Source organism: Streptomyces gardneri, from assembly GCF_006539185.1.
Classification (GTDB): domain Bacteria; phylum Actinomycetota; class Actinomycetes; order Streptomycetales; family Streptomycetaceae; genus Streptomyces; species Streptomyces gardneri.
Window position 1 is genome coordinate 55,443 of sequence record NZ_BJMN01000044.1, and the last position, 19,290, is coordinate 74,732.

11 protein-coding genes are annotated in these 19,290 nt (G+C 73.3%); 8 read left to right on the top strand and 3 right to left on the bottom strand.

The genetic code is table 11. From position 1 onward, the window contains the following. Window positions 1-48 precede the first annotated feature (48 nt). Together SGA01_RS30445 and SGA01_RS30450 are read right to left on the bottom strand one after the other, a co-directional pair. Window positions 49-1,626, bottom strand: a complete 1,578-nt coding sequence (locus SGA01_RS30445; RefSeq protein WP_141300433.1) for an alpha/beta hydrolase — start codon at window positions 1,624-1,626, stop codon at window positions 49-51. A 135-nt stretch (window positions 1,627-1,761) separates the two neighbouring features. Next, window positions 1,762-4,416, bottom strand: coding sequence for a lysylphosphatidylglycerol synthase transmembrane domain-containing protein (locus SGA01_RS30450; RefSeq protein ID WP_141300435.1), 2,655 nt, complete (start codon window positions 4,414-4,416; stop codon window positions 1,762-1,764). Window positions 4,417-4,584: 168 nt separating this feature from the next. Between SGA01_RS30450 and SGA01_RS30455 the strand changes: the two genes are divergently transcribed. The 7 genes from SGA01_RS30455 to nudC all read left to right on the top strand — a co-directional run bounded on the left by SGA01_RS30455 (window position 4,585) and on the right by nudC (window position 16,502). Next, a complete protein-coding gene (locus SGA01_RS30455; protein WP_141300437.1) occupies window positions 4,585-4,950 on the top strand; it encodes an MGMT family protein in 366 nt (121 codons plus the stop codon). A 242-nt stretch (window positions 4,951-5,192) separates the two neighbouring features. Beyond that, window positions 5,193-8,693: an ATP-dependent helicase gene (locus SGA01_RS30460; RefSeq protein ID WP_141300439.1), complete on the top strand. Its 3,501-nt coding sequence runs from the start codon at window positions 5,193-5,195 to the stop codon at window positions 8,691-8,693. A gap of 128 nt (window positions 8,694-8,821) precedes the next feature. Then, complete coding sequence (locus tag SGA01_RS30465; RefSeq protein WP_141300441.1) at window positions 8,822-9,577, top strand: hypothetical protein; 756 nt, start codon at window positions 8,822-8,824, stop codon at window positions 9,575-9,577. Between the two features lie 80 nt (window positions 9,578-9,657). Then, window positions 9,658-10,572 carry a hypothetical protein gene (locus tag SGA01_RS30470; RefSeq protein ID WP_141300443.1) on the top strand — a complete coding sequence of 305 codons (915 nt, stop codon included), beginning with the start codon at window positions 9,658-9,660 and terminating at the stop codon, window positions 10,570-10,572. Between the two features lie 98 nt (window positions 10,573-10,670). Continuing rightward, window positions 10,671-14,081 (top strand): ATP-dependent helicase, encoded by a 3,411-nt coding sequence (locus SGA01_RS30475; RefSeq protein WP_141300445.1) that lies wholly within the window; start codon window positions 10,671-10,673, stop codon window positions 14,079-14,081. Window positions 14,082-14,091: 10 nt separating this feature from the next. Continuing rightward, a complete protein-coding gene (locus SGA01_RS30480; RefSeq protein WP_141300447.1) occupies window positions 14,092-15,510 on the top strand; it encodes a dipeptidase in 1,419 nt (472 codons plus the stop codon). 35 nt (window positions 15,511-15,545) lie between these two features. Continuing rightward, on the top strand, window positions 15,546-16,502 hold the full coding sequence (nudC, locus tag SGA01_RS30485) for an NAD(+) diphosphatase (protein ID WP_055641440.1): 957 nt from the start codon (window positions 15,546-15,548) through the stop codon (window positions 16,500-16,502). Window positions 16,503-16,619: 117 nt separating this feature from the next. On the opposite strand, the gene SGA01_RS30490 is transcribed toward nudC, so the two are convergent. Then, window positions 16,620-16,862 carry a mycoredoxin gene (locus SGA01_RS30490; RefSeq protein WP_055641439.1) on the bottom strand — a complete coding sequence of 81 codons (243 nt, stop codon included), beginning with the start codon at window positions 16,860-16,862 and terminating at the stop codon, window positions 16,620-16,622. Window positions 16,863-17,009: 147 nt separating this feature from the next. Between SGA01_RS30490 and SGA01_RS30495 the strand changes: the two genes are divergently transcribed. After that, entirely contained in the window at window positions 17,010-19,187 is a 2,178-nt protein-coding gene (locus SGA01_RS30495; protein WP_167534223.1) for an ATP-dependent DNA helicase UvrD2, read from the top strand. Window positions 19,188-19,290 lie beyond the last annotated feature (103 nt).

Sequence of the window (19,290 nt, forward strand, 5' to 3'; positions counted from 1 at the left end):
CCGCCCATCCTAGGGGGTGTCCTGCCGATCAGGCGGGCTCGCGGGGTCTCACTTGCAGACGGTCCCCGAGGCCGGCAGCTTGCCGTCCAGGAGGTAGGCGTCCACCGCCTTCTTCACGCACGCGTTGCCGCTGTTGTAGGCGCCGTGGCCCTCGCCCTCGTACGTCAGCTCGATGCCGACGCCTTTGCCGAGCGCGTTCACCATCGCGCGCGTGCCCTCGTACGGCGTGGCCGGGTCCCCGGTCGTGCCGACGACCAGGAGCGGGTCCGAACCGGCCGCGGAGACGTCCGGGTGCTCCCAGGTGCCCGGCACCGGCCACTGCGAGCAGCTCGCGAGCGCCCAGCCCATGAAGTCGCCGAAGACGGGGGAGGCCTCCCGGAACTTGTCGAGCCGCTCCTTCGCCTGGCCGAGGGTGTAGCGCTCCTTGAAGTCCACGCAGTTGATGGCGGCGTTGGCGGCCTGGATGTTGCTGTACGTGCCCGTCTGGCCGCGCCCGTTCATCGAGTCGGAGAGCGAGAGGAGCAGTGCGCCGTCGCCGCCGTCGGCCGCTTCGAGGCCCTGCTCCAGGTAGGGCCAGTAGTCCTTGGAGTAGAGGGCCTGTGCGATGCCGTTGGTGGCCTGCGTCTGGGTCAGCTCGCGGTCGCCGATGCCCGGGATCGGTTTCTTGTCGAGCGAGGCCAGGAGGTCGGTGATGAACGACTCGACCTCGGCGACGCTCGTACCGGGCAGGGTGCACTCGTCGCCGCGGTCCACGCAGTCCTGGGCGAAGTTGTCGAGGGCGAGCTGGAAGCCCTTCGCCTGGGCGAGCGCGCCCTCCTCGACGCCCGCGTCGGGGTCGACGACGGCGTCCAGGACGGCCCGGCCCACGTTCTCCGGGAAGAGATGGGCGTAGACGCCGCCGAGTTCGGTGCCGTACGAGATGCCGAAGTAGTGGAGCTTGTCGTCGCCGAGGACCTGGCGCATCAGGTCCATGTCCCGGGCGGCGTTCTCCGTGCCGACGTGGGGGAGGGCCGCCCCCGCGTCCTTCTCGCAGCCGTCCGCGTACTTCTTCTGCGCGTCCGACAGCGTCCGCTCCTCGGCCGCGTCGTCGGGCGTGAAGTCGAGGGCGTAGTACGCGTCGAGCTCCTTGTCGGTCGCGCACTCGACGGGTTCGCTGCGGCCCACCCCGCGGGGGTCGAAGGAGACGAGGTCGTAGCGGGAGCGGAGGGACTCGTACTCGTTGGCGAAGCCCGGCAGGCCGGTGATGCCCGAGCCGCCGGGACCGCCGAAGTTGAAGACGAGGGAGCCGATGCGGGCGTCGGCGTCGCGGGCCCGCGCCCGGATGAGGGCCAGCTCGATGGTCTCGCCGTCGGGCTTCGCCCAGTCCAGCGGCGCCTGGAGGAAGGAGCACTCCCAGGGCGTGCCGCCGGGGAGCGGCGAGGGCGCGGGCCCGCCGCCCTCGGCGGCGGACGGCGCCGTGCAGGGGGCCCAGACCAGCTTCTGCTCCGCCAGCGCCGACAGTCCGGCCGAGCCGCTCGGCTTCGTCGTCTCGGCCGCGTCGTCCGAGCCGCCCGAGCATCCGGCGGCGGCGAGCAGCACGGTCGTGGCGGTGATCAGGGCGGCGCGCTGGGCGGCGGAGATCGGCATAGGCCCATCGTGGGCCGGTGTCCGGACCTCCGCGCGGGGCGGGGGTCCGGACGGGTGGCCGGGCGTTTCGGCGCCCCGGCTACAGGGCGTCGCGACGCCCGGACTACAGGACCCCGGCGTCGCAGGTGCCCCGGACTACAGCGACTCGCGCCGCGTCAGCCAGTTGAAACAGATCCAGCCCGGGAGGACCGGGATCCACAGGGTGAGCAGGCGGTACAGCAGGACCGCGGGGGTCGCGACCTCCCAGGGGAGGCCGACGGTGACCAGGCCGAGGGTGAGCGCGCCCTCGACCGCGCCGACACCGCCCGGCGTCGGCGCCGCCGAACCGAGCGCGTTGCCCGCGAGGAAGACGACGGCCACGCTCGCGTAGCTGACCGTGTGGTTGCCGTGGTCGAAGGCCCGGATCGAGGCGTCCAGACAGAACACGAACGCGCCGGTCAGGAGGAGCATCCCGCCGATGCCGGTCACCAGCTTCATCGGCCGCTGGAGCACGTCCAGCATGCGCGGCACCACACCCGCGAAGAGCGAGCGCAGCCGCGTCGACACGAACTTGCGCATGAACGGGATCGCGGTCACGACGAGGACGAGCACCGCGACCGTCAGCAGACCGGCGATGACCGTCCTCGACGGGGTGAACGACTGCGACTTCTCCGTCCCCGTCAGATAGCCGAAGGAGAGCAGGAGCAGGATGTGCGCCCCGAGCCCGAAGAGCTGCGAGGCGCCGACGCTCGCCACCGCGAGCCCCGGGCGGACGCCCGCGCGCTGGAGGAAGCGGGTGTTCAGGGCGACACCGCCGACCGCCGCGGGAGCGACGATCTTCACGAACGAGCCGGCGACCTGCGCCACCACCGTCCGCCAGAATCCGACCCGCTCCGGCACGAAGCCCAGGAGGCTCATCGCCGCCGCCACGTAGCTGAAGGCGGAGAACAGGACCGCCGCAGCCACCCACCGCCAGTCCGCCTCGCCGACCGTCGACAGCGGCGTACGGGCGATCTGCGACAGCAGGAAGTACGCGGCGACCGCGCCCGCGATCATGCTGATCAGCGTCCGCGGCTTGATCCGCTCCAGACGGACGGGCTCCACCGGCGCCTGCGGGCGGATCAGCAGGACCTGCCGGCGGATCTGCGCGAGCAGGTCCTCCTCGCGGGCCTCGTCGAGCGCCGTGTCGAGCGCCCGCTTCTCGGCCTTCTTGTCCGCCTTCTTCTCGGCCTTCGTCTCGGACCGTACGGCGGTCTCGTCCGCCGTACGGTCCGCCACGGCCTCGGCCTTCGCGAGCTCCCGCTCGTGCTTGGCCGCCTCCGAGGCCGTGAGCACGGCCTCCCGTTCCCGCGCCGACCGCTCCCGCGCGAGCCTGCGCAGCGTCGCGCGCGTGGAGCGGCTCAGCGCGATCGGCTGGAGCAGCGGCAGGCAGTCGGCGACGCTGTCAGGACCGAGGACCTCCACGGCCGCCGCGACCGCCCGCTCGGCCCCGACCCGCAGGCCGAGGGTGGTGAGCAGCTGCGCGATGTCCATGCGCAGGATCAGGTCCCCGGCCGCGATCTCGCCGCCCCGCAGATCGGTCAGGATCACCCTGCCGGAACGATCCACCAGAATCGCGTCACCCGCGAGCCTGCGGTGGGCGATGCGACGCGACTGCAGCGCCCGCACCTGCCGCCAGGCGCCGCGTACCAGCTCGTCGGTGATCTCCTTGTCGTCGAGCGAGTCGAGGCTCCGGCCGCCGATGTGCTCGTACACGAGCATCACGGCGTCCGGGCCGAGCTCCGAGGTGGCGATCAGCTTGGGCGCGTTCGCCCCGGCGGCGATGGCCGCGTAGGCGAGGAGCGCCTCCTGCTCCAGGGCCTGGCGCAGCGAGACGATCGACCGGCGGGTGGTGATCGTCCGCAGGGTGATCCGCCGCCACACCCGGTAGAAGAAGCCGTGTGCCTGCTGCTCGCGGTCGACGACGGTGACGTCGAGCGGTGGTCCGGCCTCCAGGGTCACGATGTACCGGCGGCCCCGGTCCCCGATGTCCGAGGCGTCCGGCACACCCTCGGCGCGCAGCGCCGTGACCGGCCGGAAGCCGACCCGGCGCAGGCCGGCCAGGAGGGTCTGGCCGGTGGGCCGGACGTTCGGGGAGCCGACGGCGTAGAGCGTGCCGTACGCCACCGTCCAGCCGATCAGCACGGTCAGCACGATCGAGAGCGCCGTGGTGTAGCCGGCGACCAGCATCGTGAACGCGTCGAGCAGCAGCACCGCCCAGAGCGACACCCGCCAGCGGGGTCTGCGGGCCATGCCGACGGCGGTCATGTACGCGATGACCGGGGCGAGGTAGTTGTGCACCGGGTCGGTGAGCCCGCCGCCGGACTGCGGCTGGGTCAGCGCTTCCTGGATCGTGCCGGGCGCCGCCTGGGCGACCCAGAGGTCGGTGGCGAGGGTGACGCCGTGCGCGAGGACGGCGGCGAGGACGCCGTCGGCGATGCGCAGTCCGTCCCGTTTGATCAGGCGCTCGATGGCGAAGGCGACCGGGACCAGCAGGACGGCGATGGAGGAGACGAGACCGGCGATCTTGACGAAGACGTCGGGGGCGCCGCCGGCGCCCTTGTTGATGTCCTCCTCGAGGCCCGACGTCGTGCCGTGCGCGAAGGCGGCGATGGCGATGACGAGACCGATGGCGAGGAGGCCGGCGAGCAGCCGCATCAGGTCGGAGGGCCGGTGCACGCGGGCGGCGAGCAGGGGTTCGTCCCCGGAGACCCGCTCGGGGAGGCCGGCCTCGCCGTCCCCGGGAGGCTTCGTGTCCTGCCCCATCACCATGTCCGTCTCTGCATGCGCGTCTTGTCGTTCCCGCTCTTGCCGTTGTTCTCGTTCTTGTTCTTGTATTTGTCGCTCTTGATCTCGTATCACCAGTCACCGCCCGGACGATGGTGGCATGAAGAGCCGCCGCGCGGAGGCATCAGGGCCATGTCGGTGGGGTGAGGCAGGATGAGACGGATGAGCCTGGAGGAGCCCGTGGGGGACACCGGAGAACTGCCCGAGTACGCGGAGCGGGTGCTCGACGTGGCCGACGGGATCCCGCCCGGCCGGGTGATGACCTACGGGGACGTCGCCGAATGGCTGGGCGAGGGCGGACCGCGTCAGGTCGGCCGTGTGATGGCCCTGTACGGCGGGACGGCGCCGTGGTGGCGCGTGGTCCGCGCGGACGGGACGCTGCTTCCGGGCCACGAGCTGCGGGCCCTCGACCACTACCGCGAGGAGGGCACCCCGCTGCGCGAGGCGGGCCGCGCGGCCGAGGGACATGTGCCGAGGATCGACATGCGGCGGGCGCGCTGGGACGGATCTCACACCTGAGTCCGGAGCCCCGGGGGGCACGGGCCGGGCGGGCAGGGCGGGCCTGGTGGAGCGGACGCGGTACGGAGCGGGGCGCCGCGTCCGGTACGGGGAACGGCGCCGGATCCGGTCCGGAGTACGGCTCGGCGACGGTCCGTTTCGCGTAACGTCGACGTTCGCGTCTGCCGCGGCGACGGCCGCCGCGCATGGGTGCATCACCCGCATCACCCGCACCACCACTCCCCCCAGGACCGGCGAACCACGTGAGCTCCTCCTCCACCACCCGGCACACGCCGCACCAGGGACAGCCGTACCCGGGTCCGGGCCGGCAGCGGACCCCGGGCGCGTACCGACTGGTGCGTACCGCGCCGGCCCCGCTGGATCCCCCTCAGCTGGACGCAGCCCAGCGGGAAGTGGTTGACCACACGGGCGGACCACTCCTCGTCCTCGCCGGCCCCGGCACCGGAAAGACGACGACGCTGGTCGAGGCGGTCGCGGCCCGGATGGAACGGGGCGCCGACCCCGAACGGCTCCTCGTCCTCACCTTCAGCCGCAAGGCCGCCGTCGAACTCCGCGACCGGATGGCCACCCGGCTCGGCGGCCGACGCCCCCCGCAGGCGACGACCTTCCACTCGTACTGCTACGCCCTGATCCGCGCCCACCAGGACGCCGAGCTCTTCGCCGAACCGCTGCGGCTGCTCTCCGGACCCGAGCAGGACCTCGCCGTGCGCGAGCTGCTCGCCGGCCAGATCGACCTGGAGAAGGCGGGCCTCGGACAGGTCGGCTGGCCCGACGAACTCCGCGCCTGCCTCACCACCCGCGGCTTCGCCGACGAGGTGCGGGCGGTCCTCGCGCGCTCGCGCGAACTGGGCCTCGGCCCGGACGCCCTCGCCCGCTTCGCCGAGCGCGTCGGCCGCCCGGACTGGAAGGCGGCGGCCGGCTTCCTCGCCGAGTACCTCGACGTCCTCGACCTCCAGGGCGTCCTCGACTACACGGAGCTCGTCCACCGGGCCGTACCGCTCGCGGGGAGCACCCGCCTGCCCGGGTACGACGCGGTCTACGTCGACGAGTACCAGGACACCGACCCGGCGCAGGTCCGGCTCCTGCACGCCCTCACGGGCGGCGGGCGCGGCACGGTCGTCGCCTTCGGCGACCCCGACCAGTCCATCTACGCCTTCCGCGGCGCCGACGTGAACGGCATCCTCGACTTCCCGGACGCCTTCGGCGGCGGGGGCGTCAAGGTCCTGGGCACCTCGCGCCGCGCGGGCGCCGGGCTGCTCGGGGCGACCAGGCTGCTCACCCAGCGCATGCCGCTGACCCGGCTCCCGTCCGAGAAGGTCCGCGCGCACCGCGAGCTGACGGCGGACCGTCCCGGCGGCCGGGCCGAGGCGTACACGTACCCCACGGCCTCGGCGGAGGCCGAGAACATCGCCGACCTGCTGCGCCGGGCGCACCTGGAGGACGGCGTCCCCTGGCAGGACATGGCCGTCCTCACCCGCGCCGCCGCCACCCTCCCGTCCCTCCGCCGCGCTCTCACCTCGGCAGGCGTCCCGGTGGAAACGGACGCCGCGGACACCCCCCTCCGCCACGAACCGGCGGTGTCCCCTTTGCTCCTGGCCCTCCGAGCGGTGGCCAAGCCCCAGCCGACCGAGCCCGCACGTGATTCGGACCTGGTTGTGGGCATGCGTTCCGCCGGGGCGGGGGGTACCTCCCAGGCGGAGCTCTGGGGGAGGGTGGGCACAACCACCCACGGCGCCGTACCGTCGGCGTCCCCCTCGACCCACGCCCCCGCCGAGCCCGAGCCCGGGCCCGACGCCGAGGCTCCGGCTCCGAGCGCCGCCCCGGCGCAGCCGGACGAGACCGCCACCGGCACGGCCACCGCCACCGCCGGCTGGCTCACCGTCGAGACCGCGCAAGAACTCCTCGCCTCCCCCCTCGCCGGCGTGGACCCCGCCGACCTCCGCCGCCTCGGCCGCGCCCTCCGCGACGAGGAGCGCGCCGCCGGCAACAAGGTCCCGCCCCCCTCCGACGTCCTCCTCGCCCGCGCCCTCGCCGAGCCCGAGCGCCTCGTCGCGCACGACCCCGCCTACGCCCGCGGAGCGCAGCGCCTCGGGAAGCTCCTCCAGGAGACCCGTACGCTCCTCGACGCCGGCGGCACCGCCGAGGAGGCCCTCTGGGTGCTCTGGAACGGCACCCCCTGGCCCGGCCGCCTGGAGCGCGCCGCACTCCGCGGCGGCCCCGCCGGGCGCAATGCCGACCGGGACCTCGACGCCGTCTGCGCGCTCTTCGAGACCGCCGCCCGCGCCGAGGAGCGCGTCGGCGGCCGCGGCGTCCTCAACTTCCTCGAAGAGCTCGACGCCCAGGACATCGCCGCCGACACCCTCACCCGCCGCCACACCCGCCCCGACGCCGTCCGCCTCATGACCGCCCACCGCTCCAAGGGCCTCGAATGGAGCTTCGTCGTCGTCGCCGGTGTCCAGGAGGGCCTCTGGCCCGACCTGCGCCGCCGCGGCTCCCTCCTCGAAGCCGACCGCATCGGCCGCGACGGCCTCGCCGAGCCCCTCACCCCCGGCGCCCTCCTCGCCGAGGAGCGCCGTCTCTTCTACGTGGCCGCCACCCGCGCCCGCGACCGCCTCGTCGTCACCGCGGTGAAGGCGCCGGCGGAGGACGGCGACCAGCCGTCCCGGTTCCTCACCGAGTTCGGCGCCGAGCCGAAGGAGGTGCCCGGCCGCCCCCGCCGCCCCCTCGCCGTCTCGGCCCTGGTCGCCGAGCTCCGGGCGACGACCGTCGATCCGGCCGCCTCGCCCGCGCTCCGGGACGCCGCCGCCCACCGCCTCGCCTCCCTCGCCGCGCTCACCGACGAGGACGGCCAGCCGCTGGTGCCCGCCGCGCACCCGGACCGCTGGTGGGGCCTGTTCGAGCCGACGCACAGCACGGTGCCGCTGCGCGACCGCGACCTGCCCGTCGCCCTCTCGCCGAGCGCGCTGGAGAACCTCGCCACCACCTGCTCCCTCCAGTGGTTCCTCGGCCGCGAGGTCAAGGCCGCGGCCCCCGCCACCGCGGCTCAGGGCTTCGGCAACGTCGTGCACGTCCTCGCCGACGAGGTCGCCTCCGGTCGCACCCCCGCCGACCTCGACGTCCTCATGGCCCGCCTGGACTCCGTCTGGGACGCCCTCGCCTTCGACGCGCCCTGGAAGTCGGCCCAGGAGAAGGCCCACGCGCGCGTGGCGCTCGAACGCTTCCTGCAGTGGCACGTCATGGACCGCGGCGGCCGCACCCCCGCCGCCTCCGAGCACGGCTTCGACGTGACCCTCGCGGCGGGGGAGTACGAGGTCCGCATCCGCGGCTCCATGGACCGCGTCGAGACCGACGAGCACGGCCGCGCCTACGTCGTCGACTTCAAGACCGGTAAGTCGGCCCCCACCCGGGACGAGGTCGCCCATCACCCGCAGCTCGCCGTCTACCAGCTCGCGGTCCGGGAAGGAGCCCTCGACGAGGTCTTCGACGGGCACCGGCCGGAGCCGGGCGGCGCCGAACTCGTCCAGCTGAGGCAGGCCGCCCCGAAGAAGGAGGGCGGCGACGCCCTGCCGAAGGTCCAGGCCCAGGAACCCCTGGACGGGGAGTGGGTCGGCGACCTGCTCGCCACCGCCGCCGGCCGTGTCCTGGACGAGCGCTTCACCCCCACCACCGGCCAGCACTGCGCGAACTGCGCCTTCCGCGCCTCGTGCAGCGCGCAGCCGGAGGGCCGCCAGATCGTCGAATGACGATATGTGCGGAGCGTCACGTTCCGTTTTGTACATCCTTTGTTCGTCTTCACGGGTCAGTCTTCGCGGCGGCCCGCATAAGGGTGCTGTGAAGACAAGCTGTGAATGAACGCTGAGGGAGTACACGCATGAAGGCCAATCGGAAGCTCTGGGTTGCGGCGACGGTCTGTGCGGCCGTGGTCGCAGGCGTCACGGGTTGTTCCCAGGGCGACGACAAGGCCGCGGACCCCTTCGCGGGCCTCACCGCCGACGCCATCGCCGACAAGGCGGTCGAGACCACGAAGGCGGCCACCGCCTTCCACATGAACGGCAAGGGCAAGACCGACGGCGACGACATGACGGTCGACCTCTCCGTCGACAGCAAGGGCTCCTGCACGGGCACGATGGAGACCGGCAAGGGCGGCAAGGCCGAGATGATCAGCACCGGCGGCGTCAGCTACATGAAGGGCGACGACGCCTTCTGGGGCTCCACCGCCGGCGAGGAGGGCGACTCCCCGGAGGAGGCCGGCGCCCTGACCGCGCTGCTCAAGGGCCGCTGGATGAAGATGCCCGCCGGAGAGGAAGGCCCCGACGCCTTCTGCGACCTCAAGACCATCGTCAAGGACATGGACGAGGACACCCCGCGCAAGGGCCTGACCCGCGGCGACGACGCCGACGTCGACGGCAGGCCCGCCGCCGTGCTGACGAAGAAGGACGCGAAGGGCGAGACCACGACCTTCTACGTGGCCAAGGACTCCGCCAAGCCGTTCATCCTCCGCGTCGTGGAGGCCGGCGGCAAGGAGCCCGGCACGGTCACCTTCAGCGACTACGACAAGCCGATCACGGTCACCGCGCCCCCGGCCGACCAGGTCGTCGACATGGCGGAGCTCGCCGGCGCCTCCTGACCCGCCCCGTCCGGTCGCGGGCACGCGCGCGTGGGGCGACCCTGGTGGACAGGGGCCGGGGAATCCGCGAGGAGGCTCGCATGGCGTCCCACCGAAAGCTCCGTGCCGCGGCCGTCGTCTGCGCCGCCGTCGCCGTCGCGGGTCCCACGTCGGCGGCGGCCTGGGCGGCACCCCCGGCAGCGGTCCGGGCGGCGGTCCAGGAGAACGCGCCCCTCCTGCCCGTGCCCGCCCCCTCCCCCTCCCCGGATCCCTTCGCGGACCTCACTCCCGACGAGATCGTCGATCGGGCGGTCACCGCCACCCAGTCCGCGACCTCTCTCCGCATGGCGGGCCGGGTCGTCTCCGAGGGGCAGCAGCTCGACATCGACTTCGCCGTCAACGAGCGCGACGAGTGCACCGGCCTGATGAAGATCGACGGCGGCACAGCCGAGCTGCGCCGCGTCGACGACTTCACGTACATGAAGGGCGACGAGGCCTTCTGGCGCGTCTCCATGGCCTCCCAAGGGATGTCCAAGCCGCAGATCGACGCCACGATCGAGCTCGTCAAGGGCCGCTGGCTGAAGATCGCCCCAGGGCAGGCGGGCAGCAGCGACCTCAGCGGCGTCTGTGACCTGCAGGGCCTCCTCGCCTCCCTGGACGAGGACAAGGCGGAGCCCGGCACCCTGGTCCGGGGGCCCGACGGCGAGGTGGACGGCACCCCGGTCGCGACCCTCGTGAAGAAGGAGACCGGGGAGGAGACCGGTACGGAGACGACCGAGCCGGAGACGACCGAACCGGGGACGACCGAACCCGAACCGGAGCCGGCCAAGCCGGAGACGACCACCGTCTCCGTGTCCCAGGAGGGCAAGCCCTACATCCTCAAGATGGTCAAGACGGGTGGCGAGGAACCGGGCTCCATGACGCTCTCCGACTTCGACAAGCCGGTCGACGTGGTCGTCCCGCCCGCCTCGGAGACGGTGGACCTGTCGAAGCTCGGGCAGGGCACGAGCGCGTGAGCCGGAGCCGGGGGCGGGGCCGGATCCGGCCTCGGCCGGGGCGACGGTGAGCGCCGCCCGCGGCCGCACTGTCAGTCGGTCGCGTTAGCCTCTTTGAGGTGACCGCACACCTCACCGACCCCGAGCAGCTCAAGGAGCTCCTCGGCATCCCGTTCACTCCGGAGCAGACGGCCTGCATCACCGCGCCGCTCGCCCCGCAGGTCGTCGTGGCCGGAGCCGGCTCCGGCAAGACGACGGTGATGGCCGCCCGCGTGGTCTGGCTGGTCGGTACGGGACAGGTCGCCCCCGAGCAGGTCCTCGGCCTCACCTTCACCAACAAGGCCGCCGGTGAACTCGCCGAGCGCGTCCGCACCGCCCTCGTCCGCGCCGGGGTCACCGACCCCGACGTCATCGACCCGGACGAACCCCCCGGCGAGCCCCGCATCTCCACGTACCACGCCTTCGCCGGACAGCTCCTCACCGACCACGGCCTCCGCATCGGCCTGGAGCCCACCGCCCGGCTCCTCGCCGACGCCACCCGCTATCAGCTCGCCGCACGCGTCCTGCGCGAGGCCCCCGGCCCGTACCCGGCGCTGACCAAGTCCTTCCCGACCCTCGTCACCGACCTCCTCGCCCTCGACGGCGAGCTCGCCGAGCACCTCGTACGGCCCCAGGACCTCAGGGCGTACGACTCCGAGCTGCTGACCACGCTCGCCGGCGCCAGGCTCAGCAACGCCGAACTGCGCAAGATCCCCGAGGCCACCGCCGCCCGCCGCGAGCTGCTCGACCTCGTCATCCGCTACCGCGCCGCCAAGCGCTCCCGCGACCTGCTCGACTTCGGCGACCAGATCGCCCTCTCCGCCGAGCTCGCCACCACCCGGCCCGAGGTCGGGGGCCTGCTGCGCGAGGAGTTCCGGGTCGTCCTCCTCGACGAGTACCAGGACACCTCCGTCGCCCAGCGGCTGCTGCTCTCCGGCCTCTTCGGCCAGGGCCCCTCCGGCCGGGCCACCGGACACGCCGTGACCGCCGTCGGCGACCCCTGCCAGGCCATCTACGGCTGGCGCGGTGCCTCCGTCGCCAACCTGGACGACTTCCCCGAGCACTTCCCGCACGCCGACGGCACCCCCGCGAGCCGCTACTCCCTCTCCGAGAACCGGCGCAGCGGCGGCCGCCTCCTCGACCTCGCCAACGGCCTCGCCGCCCCCCTGCGCGCCATGCACGCGGGCGTGGAGGCACTGCGCCCCGCGCCGGGCGCGGAGCAGGACGGCAGCGTCCGCATCGCCCTGCTGCCGACCCACGCCGAGGAGATCGACTGGCTGGCCGACTCCCTCGCCCACCTCGTCCGCACCGGCCGTGAGCCCGGCGAGATCGCCGTCCTGTGCCGGACCGCCACCGACTTCCCCGCGATCCACGCCGCGCTCGTCGCCCGTGACGTGCCCGTCGAGGTCGTCGGCCTCTCCGGCCTCCTCCACCTGCCCGAGATCGCCGACCTCGTCGCCGTCTGCGAGGTCCTCCAGGACCCGGGGGCCAACGCCTCCCTCGTCCGCCTCCTCACCGGCCCCCGCTGGCGGATCGGCCCCCGCGACCTGGCCCTCCTCGGCCGCCGCGCCCGCCTCCTCGTCCACCGGGGCGGTGACGACCCCGACCCCGAGCAGCGGCTCGCCGCCGCCGTCGAGGGCGTCGACCCGGCGGAGGTCGTCTCGCTCGCCGACGCGCTCGACACCTTCCTGGACTCCGGCGGCGCCGCCGACGACGGCCTGCCCTTCTCCGCCGAGGCCCGGGTCCGCTTCGCGCGCCTCGCCGCCGAGCTGCGCGCCCTGCGCACCTCGCTCGCCGACCCGCTCATGGACGTCCTGCACCGGATCCTCGCCGCGACCGGCCTGGAGGTCGAGCTCTCGGCCTCCCCGCACGCGCTGGCCGCCCGCCGCCGCGAGACCCTCTCGAACTTCCTGGACATCGCCGCCGGCTTCGCCTCCCTCGACGGCGAGGCGAGCCTGCTCGCCTTCCTCGGCTTCCTGCGCACGGCCGTCCAGTTCGAGAAGGGCCTCGACAACGCCCTCCCGGGCGGCGAGAACACGGTGAAGGTCCTCACCGCCCACAAGTCCAAGGGCCTGGAGTGGGACGTCGTCGCCGTCCCCGGTCTGGTCGCCGGAGCCTTCCCCAGCGCCCGCGCCCGCGAGGCGTGGACCTCGCAGCCCCAGGTGCTCCCGCACGCCCTGCGCGGCGACGCGGACACACTGCCGGGGATCGACACCTGGGACGCCAAGTCCCTCACCTCGTTCAAGAACGCCATGCGGGACCACCAGCACACGGAGGAGCTCCGCCTCGGCTACGTCACCTTCACGCGCCCCCGCTCCCTCCTCCTCGGCTCCGCCCACTGGTGGGGCCCGTCCCAGAAGAAGCCCCGGGGCCCCTCGGACTTCCTCCAGGCCCTGTACGAGCACTGCGAGGCCGGCCACGGCGACATCGAGCACTGGGCGGACGAACCGGGACCGGACGCGGAGAACCCGTCCCTGACGGAGCAGGACAGGGACCAGGCCTGGCCGTTGCCGCTGGACGGGGAGTCGTTGAATCGGAGGCGGAGGGCGGCAGAGCAGGTCGCTGCCGCACTGTGGGCCATCGTCCCGCAGGGCGGGACCGGTGGGCACAACCCCAACACCGCGGCGCCCGACCTCCCGGACCCGCACCCCGAGGACCTCTGGCCCGAGGAGGAGGAACCCCTCTGGGACGAAGAGACCCTCCCGGAGGACCTCCACAAGGACGCGGTCCCGCCTCCGAGGGAGCCCGAGGCGCCCTCGGAGGAGCCGTACGGCGACCTCACCCCCGAGGACGCGAGGACCATCGCCTCCTGGGACCGCGACCTCACCGCCCTCACCACCGAGCTCCGCCGCGCCCGCGCGACGACCCGGGACGTCCTGCTGCCCGCCTACCTCTCCGCCTCCCAGGTGCTGCGCCTCGCCGCCGACCCCGACGGCTTCGCCCAGGACCTGGCCCGCCCCATGCCCAAGCCGCCGCAGCCCGCGGCCCGGCGGGGCACGCGCTTCCACGCGTGGGTGGAGTCCCGCTTCGAGGAGCTTCCGCTGCCGTTCCTCGGCCCGGAGGAGCTGCCCGGCGGCGAGGACTTCGCGGGGGAGCCCGAGATCCTCGACGAGCGGGACCTCGACGCCCTCAAGGAGGCCTTCGCCCGCACGCCGTACGCCCACCGCTCCCCGTACCGCGTCGAGGTCCCCGTCCACCTCACCCTCGCGGGCCGGGTCGTCCGGGGCCGGATCGACGCCGTCTACCGGGACCCGGACACCGGCGCGTACGAGATCGTCGACTGGAAGACCAGCCACCACCGCACCGCCGACCCCCTCCAGCTCGCGATCTACCGGCTCGCCTGGGCCGAGCAGCACGGCCTCGCGCCCGAGGACGTCACGGCCGCCTTCGTCTACGTCCGGACGGGTGAGATCGCCCGCCCCGCCCGCCTGCCGGGGCGTGCGGAGCTGGAGGCCCTCCTCCTTGCCGGGGCACCCCCCGGCGCCGGATAGGCTCGGAGGCATGAGCGAGACCCCGGACAGCGCCGTCCACGCCGTGCGTACGTACATCGAGCAGCACCGTGCCGCCTTCCTCGGCGACCTGGCCGACTGGCTGCGCATCCCCTCCGTGTCGGCCCAGCCCGACCGGGCGGGTGACGTGCGGCGCAGCGCCGAGTGGCTCGCCGCCAAGCTCACGGAGACCGGCTTCGCCACGGTCGAGGTCTGGGAGACGGACGGCGCCCCGGCGGTCTTCGCCGAGTGGCCCTCCGACGACCCGGACGCCCCGACGGTCCTCGTCTACGGCCACCACGACGTCCAGCCCGCGGCCCGCGAGGACGGCTGGCACACGGAGCCCTTCGAACCGACCGTGATCGACGGCCGGATGTACGCGCGAGGCGCCGCCGACGACAAGGGGCAGGTGTTCTTCCACACACTCGGGGTCCGCGCCCACCTCGCCGCCACCGGCCGCACCGCCCCCGCCGTCAACCTCAAGCTGATCGTGGAGGGCGAGGAGGAGTCCGGCTCGCCGCACTTCCGCGAGCTCGTCGAGACCCACGCCGAGCGGCTCGCCGCCGACGCCGTGATCGTCTCCGACACCGGCATGTGGTCCGAGACGACCCCCACCGTGTGCACGGGCATGCGCGGCGTCGCCGACTGCGAGATCGAGCTGTACGGCCCCGACCAGGACATCCACTCCGGCTCCTTCGGCGGCGCCGTGCCGAACCCGGCCACCGTCGCCGGCCGGATCGTCGCCGCCCTGCACGACGAGACCGAGCGCGTCGCGATCCCCGGCTTCTACGAGGGCGTCACCGAGCTCTCCGACGCCGAGCGCGCCCTCGTCGCCGAGCTCCCCTTCGACGAGGACGCCTGGCTGCGGACGGCCAAGTCCCGCGGCACGCTCGGCGAGGCCGGCTTCTCCACCCTGGAGCGGGTCTGGGCCCGCCCGACCGCCGAGGTCAACGGCATCGGCGGCGGCTACCAGGGCCCCGGCGGCAAGACGATCGTCCCCGCCTCCGCCCAGCTGAAGCTGTCGTTCCGGCTGGTCGCCGGCCAGGAGCCGGCCAAGATCGAGCTCGCCGTGCGGGACTGGCTCGCGGGGCTCGTCCCCGCCGGCATCCGGTACGAGATCGTCTTCGGCGCCCCGACCCGCCCCTGCCTCACCCCCCTCGACCACCCCGCCCTCAAGGCGGTGGCCGGGGCCATGAGCCGCGCCTTCGACGGCGCCAAGGTCCGCTACACCCGCGAGGGCGGCTCGGGACCGGCCGCCGACCTCCAGGACGTCCTGGCGGCGCCCGTGCTGTTCCTGGGCATCTCCGTCCCGTCCGACGGCTGGCACGCCCCCAACGAGAAGATCGAGCTCGATCTCCTCATGAAGGGCGTCGAGACCACGGCTCACCTGTGGGGCGACCTGCCCGCCGCCCTCCACGCCGCCGCGCGCTGAACCCACACATCGATCCGGGGGAGCTGGAAGCACCTGTGAGCAACTCGAAGCACGCGTCAACGGTCGGGCCGGACCGCCCGATCTCGCTGACCGCACCGACCGGCATCGACCGGGCCGCCCACCACCGCCTCGACGAGGCGTGGCTGGCGGCGGCCTGGAGCCACCCCACGACCCGGGTCTTCGTGGTCTCCGGGGGGCAGGTGCTGATCGACGACCGGCCCGACGGCACCACCGAGCTCGTCATGACCCCGGCGTTCGAGGCCCCGGTCACCGAGACCCACCGCTACTTCCTGGGCACGGACGCCGAAGGGGTGTCGTACTTCGCGCTGCAGAAGGACACCCTGCCCGGCCGCATGGACCAGTCCGCCCGGCCCGCAGGGCTGCGCGAGGCGGGCCTGCTGCTCTCGGACCGGGACGCGGGCCTCATGGTGCACGCCGTCGCCCTGGAGAACTGGCAGCGGCTCCACCGCTTCTGCTCGCGCTGCGGCGAGCGCACCGTCATCGCCGCCGCCGGGCACATCCGCCGCTGCCAGGCCTGCGGAGCCGAGCACTACCCGCGTACCGACCCGGCGGTCATCATGCTGGTCACGGACGACCAGGACCGGGCCCTGCTGGGCCGTCAGGTGCACTGGCCTGAGGGCCGCTTCTCGACCCTCGCCGGCTTCGTCGAGCCCGGCGAGTCCATCGAGCAGTCGGTGGCCCGCGAGGTCTTCGAGGAGGCCGGCGTCACGGTCGGCGAGGTCGACTACATCGCCAGCCAGCCCTGGCCCTTCCCGTCCAGCCTCATGCTGGGCTTCTTCGCCCGCGCCACCTCCTCGGAGATAAACGTGGACGGCGAGGAGATCCACGAGGCCCGCTGGTTCTCCCGCGAGGACCTCACGGCCGGCTTCGAGTCCGGCGAGGTGCTGCCCCCGTACGGCATCTCGATCGCCTCCCGGCTGATCGAGCTCTGGTACGGCAAGCCGCTCCCGAAGCCGGGCGACGTCGTCTGACCCGTTTCGGTTCCGGTCCGAGGCCGGCCGCGCTGACCCGGACGCGAAAGCGGTCGGCGGAATCGATTCCGCCGACCGCTTTCCGGGTGCCGGTCGACACGCCGCGCGTTCGTGACCTCAGACGCCGATCTTCTGCTTGACCTGCGCGAGCGAGGGGTTCGTGAGGGTCGAGCCGTCCGGGAAGAGGACGGTCGGCACGGTCTGGTTGCCGCCGTTGGCCTTCTCGACGAACGCCGCCGAATCCGGGTCCTGCTCGATGTTGATCTCCGAGTACGCGATGCCCTCGCGGTCCATCTGGCTCTTCAGCCGACGGCAGTAGCCGCACCACGTGGTGCTGTACATCGTCACAGTGCCCTGCATGGCCTGGCGCTCCTCTTGTTCGCGGACGGGTGCCGAGAAGGAGAACGCACACCCCTGCCGTCCCATTCCCCGGATTCGTATGACCGGCGCCGCTCGCCTGTGGACAAGCCGCCGCACCGCGCTCGCCGGACCTGGCAGCATGGACAGGTGACAGCAGCAACGCACTCCACTCTCTTCCCGCAGGTCCCGGAGACGGCCGACGCGGTGCTCGACGGGCTCGACCCCGAGCAGCGCGAGGTCGCGCTGGCCCTGAGCGGCCCGGTGTGCGTGCTGGCGGGAGCCGGCACGGGCAAGACGCGCGCCATCACCCACCGGATCGCCTACGGGGTGCGGGCGGGCATACTCCAGCCCGCCAGTGTGCTGGCCGTCACCTTCACCAACCGCGCCGCGGGCGAGATGCGCGGCCGGCTCCGACAGCTCGGAGCGGGCGGGGTCCAGGCCCGTACGTTCCACTCCGCCGCCCTCCGCCAGCTCCAGTTCTTCTGGCCGAAGGCCGTCGGCGGCGACATGCCCCGGCTCCTGGAGCGGAAGATCCAGCTCGTGGCCGACGCCGCCGCCCGCTGCCGCATCCGCCTCGACCGGAACGAGCTGCGCGACGTCACGAGCGAGATCGAATGGGCCAAGGTCACCCAGACGGTCCCCGCCGACTATCCGGCGGCGGTCGCCAAGTCCGTCAGGGACGCCCCGCGCGACCCGGCCGAGATCAGTCAGATCTACGCCCTGTACGAGCAGCTCAAGCGCGACCGCTCGGTGATCGACTTCGAGGACGTGCTGCTGCTCACGGTCGGCATCCTCCAGGACCGGCACGACATCGCCGAGCAGATCCGCCGCCAGTACCAGCACTTCGTCGTGGACGAGTACCAGGACGTCTCCCCGCTCCAGCAGCGCCTGCTCGACCTGTGGCTCGGCGACCGCGACAACCTCTGCGTCGTCGGCGACGCCAGCCAGACCATCTACTCGTTCACCGGCGCCACCCCCGACCACCTGCTGAACTTCCGCGACCGTCACGCGAACGCCACGGTGGTCAAGCTCGTCCGCGACTACCGCTCCACCCCACAGGTCGTCCATCTCGCCAACGGCCTGCTCAGCCAGGCCCGCGGCCGGGCCGCCGAGCACCGCCTGGAGCTGATCTCCCAGCGCGACCCGGGCCCCGAGCCCGTCTACACGGAGTACGCCGACGAACCGGCCGAGGCCGAGGGCACCGCCCGCCGCATCAGGGACCTCATCGCCGCCGGCGTCCCGGCCGGCGAGATCGCCGTCCTCTACCGGATCAACGCCCAGTCCGAGGTCTACGAGCAGGCCCTCGCCGACGCCGGAGTGCCCTACCAGCTCCGCGGCGCCGAGCGCTTCTTCGAGCGCCAGGAGGTACGGGAAGCGGGCATCGCCCTGCGCGGCGCCGCCCGCGCCGGCGGCAACGACTCGCTCCTCGACGACGTCGAGGACCTTCCCGCACAGGTCAGGGCGGTCCTGTCGACCAAGGGCTGGACCACCAAGCCGCCCTCCGGCTCCGGCGCCGTCCGCGACCGCTGGGAGTCGCTCGCCGCGCTCGTCCGGCTCGCCGAGGACTTCGCCCGCGCCAAGTCGGGCGCCACCCTCTCCGACCTGGTCGCCGAGCTCGACGAGCGGGCCGCCGCCCAGCACGCGCCGACCGTCCAGGGCGTCACCCTCGCCTCGCTGCACGCGGCCAAGGGCCTCGAATGGGACGCCGTGTTCCTGGTCGGCCTCACCGAGGGCATGATGCCCATCACCTACGCCAAGACCGACGAACAGGTCGAGGAGGAGCGCCGCCTGCTGTACGTGGGCGTCACCCGGGCCCGCGTCCACCTCTCGCTCTCCTGGGCGCTGTCCCGCGCCCCGGGCGGCCGCGCCTCCCGGCGCCCCAGCCGCTTCCTCAAGGGGCTGCGCCCCGGCTCCGGCTCCCTCGGCTCCGTCGGCGTCACCGGCTCCGGAGGCATCGAGCGGGGCATCGCGGGCGGCCGTCGCAAGCCGCGCGGCCCCGTCCTGTGCCGGGTCTGCGGGGCCACGCTCACCGAGGCGGGCGCGATGAAGCTCATGCGCTGCGAGGACTGCCCCTCGGACATGGACGAGGGGCTGTACGAGCGGCTCCGCGACTGGCGCTCCGAGCAGGCCCGGGAGCTGGCCCAGCCCGCCTACTGCGTCTTCACCGACAAGACGCTCATGGCCATCGCCGAGCGCGTCCCGACCACCGACGGCGAGCTCTCCTCGATCGCCGGCGTCGGCATCCGCAAGCTCGACCGCTTCGGAGCCGACGTCCTGGCCATCTGCGCAGGTGGGGAGGGAGGGGCGGGGGGCGGCGAAGTCTGAGGAAAACTCGTCGCGAAAATAGTTTGCGCCTGCCCCGTCAAGCGCCATAGGTTCTTAACCACGGACACGGCGGCTTCTAAGAAGCCCTGTCTTCGTGCTGTAC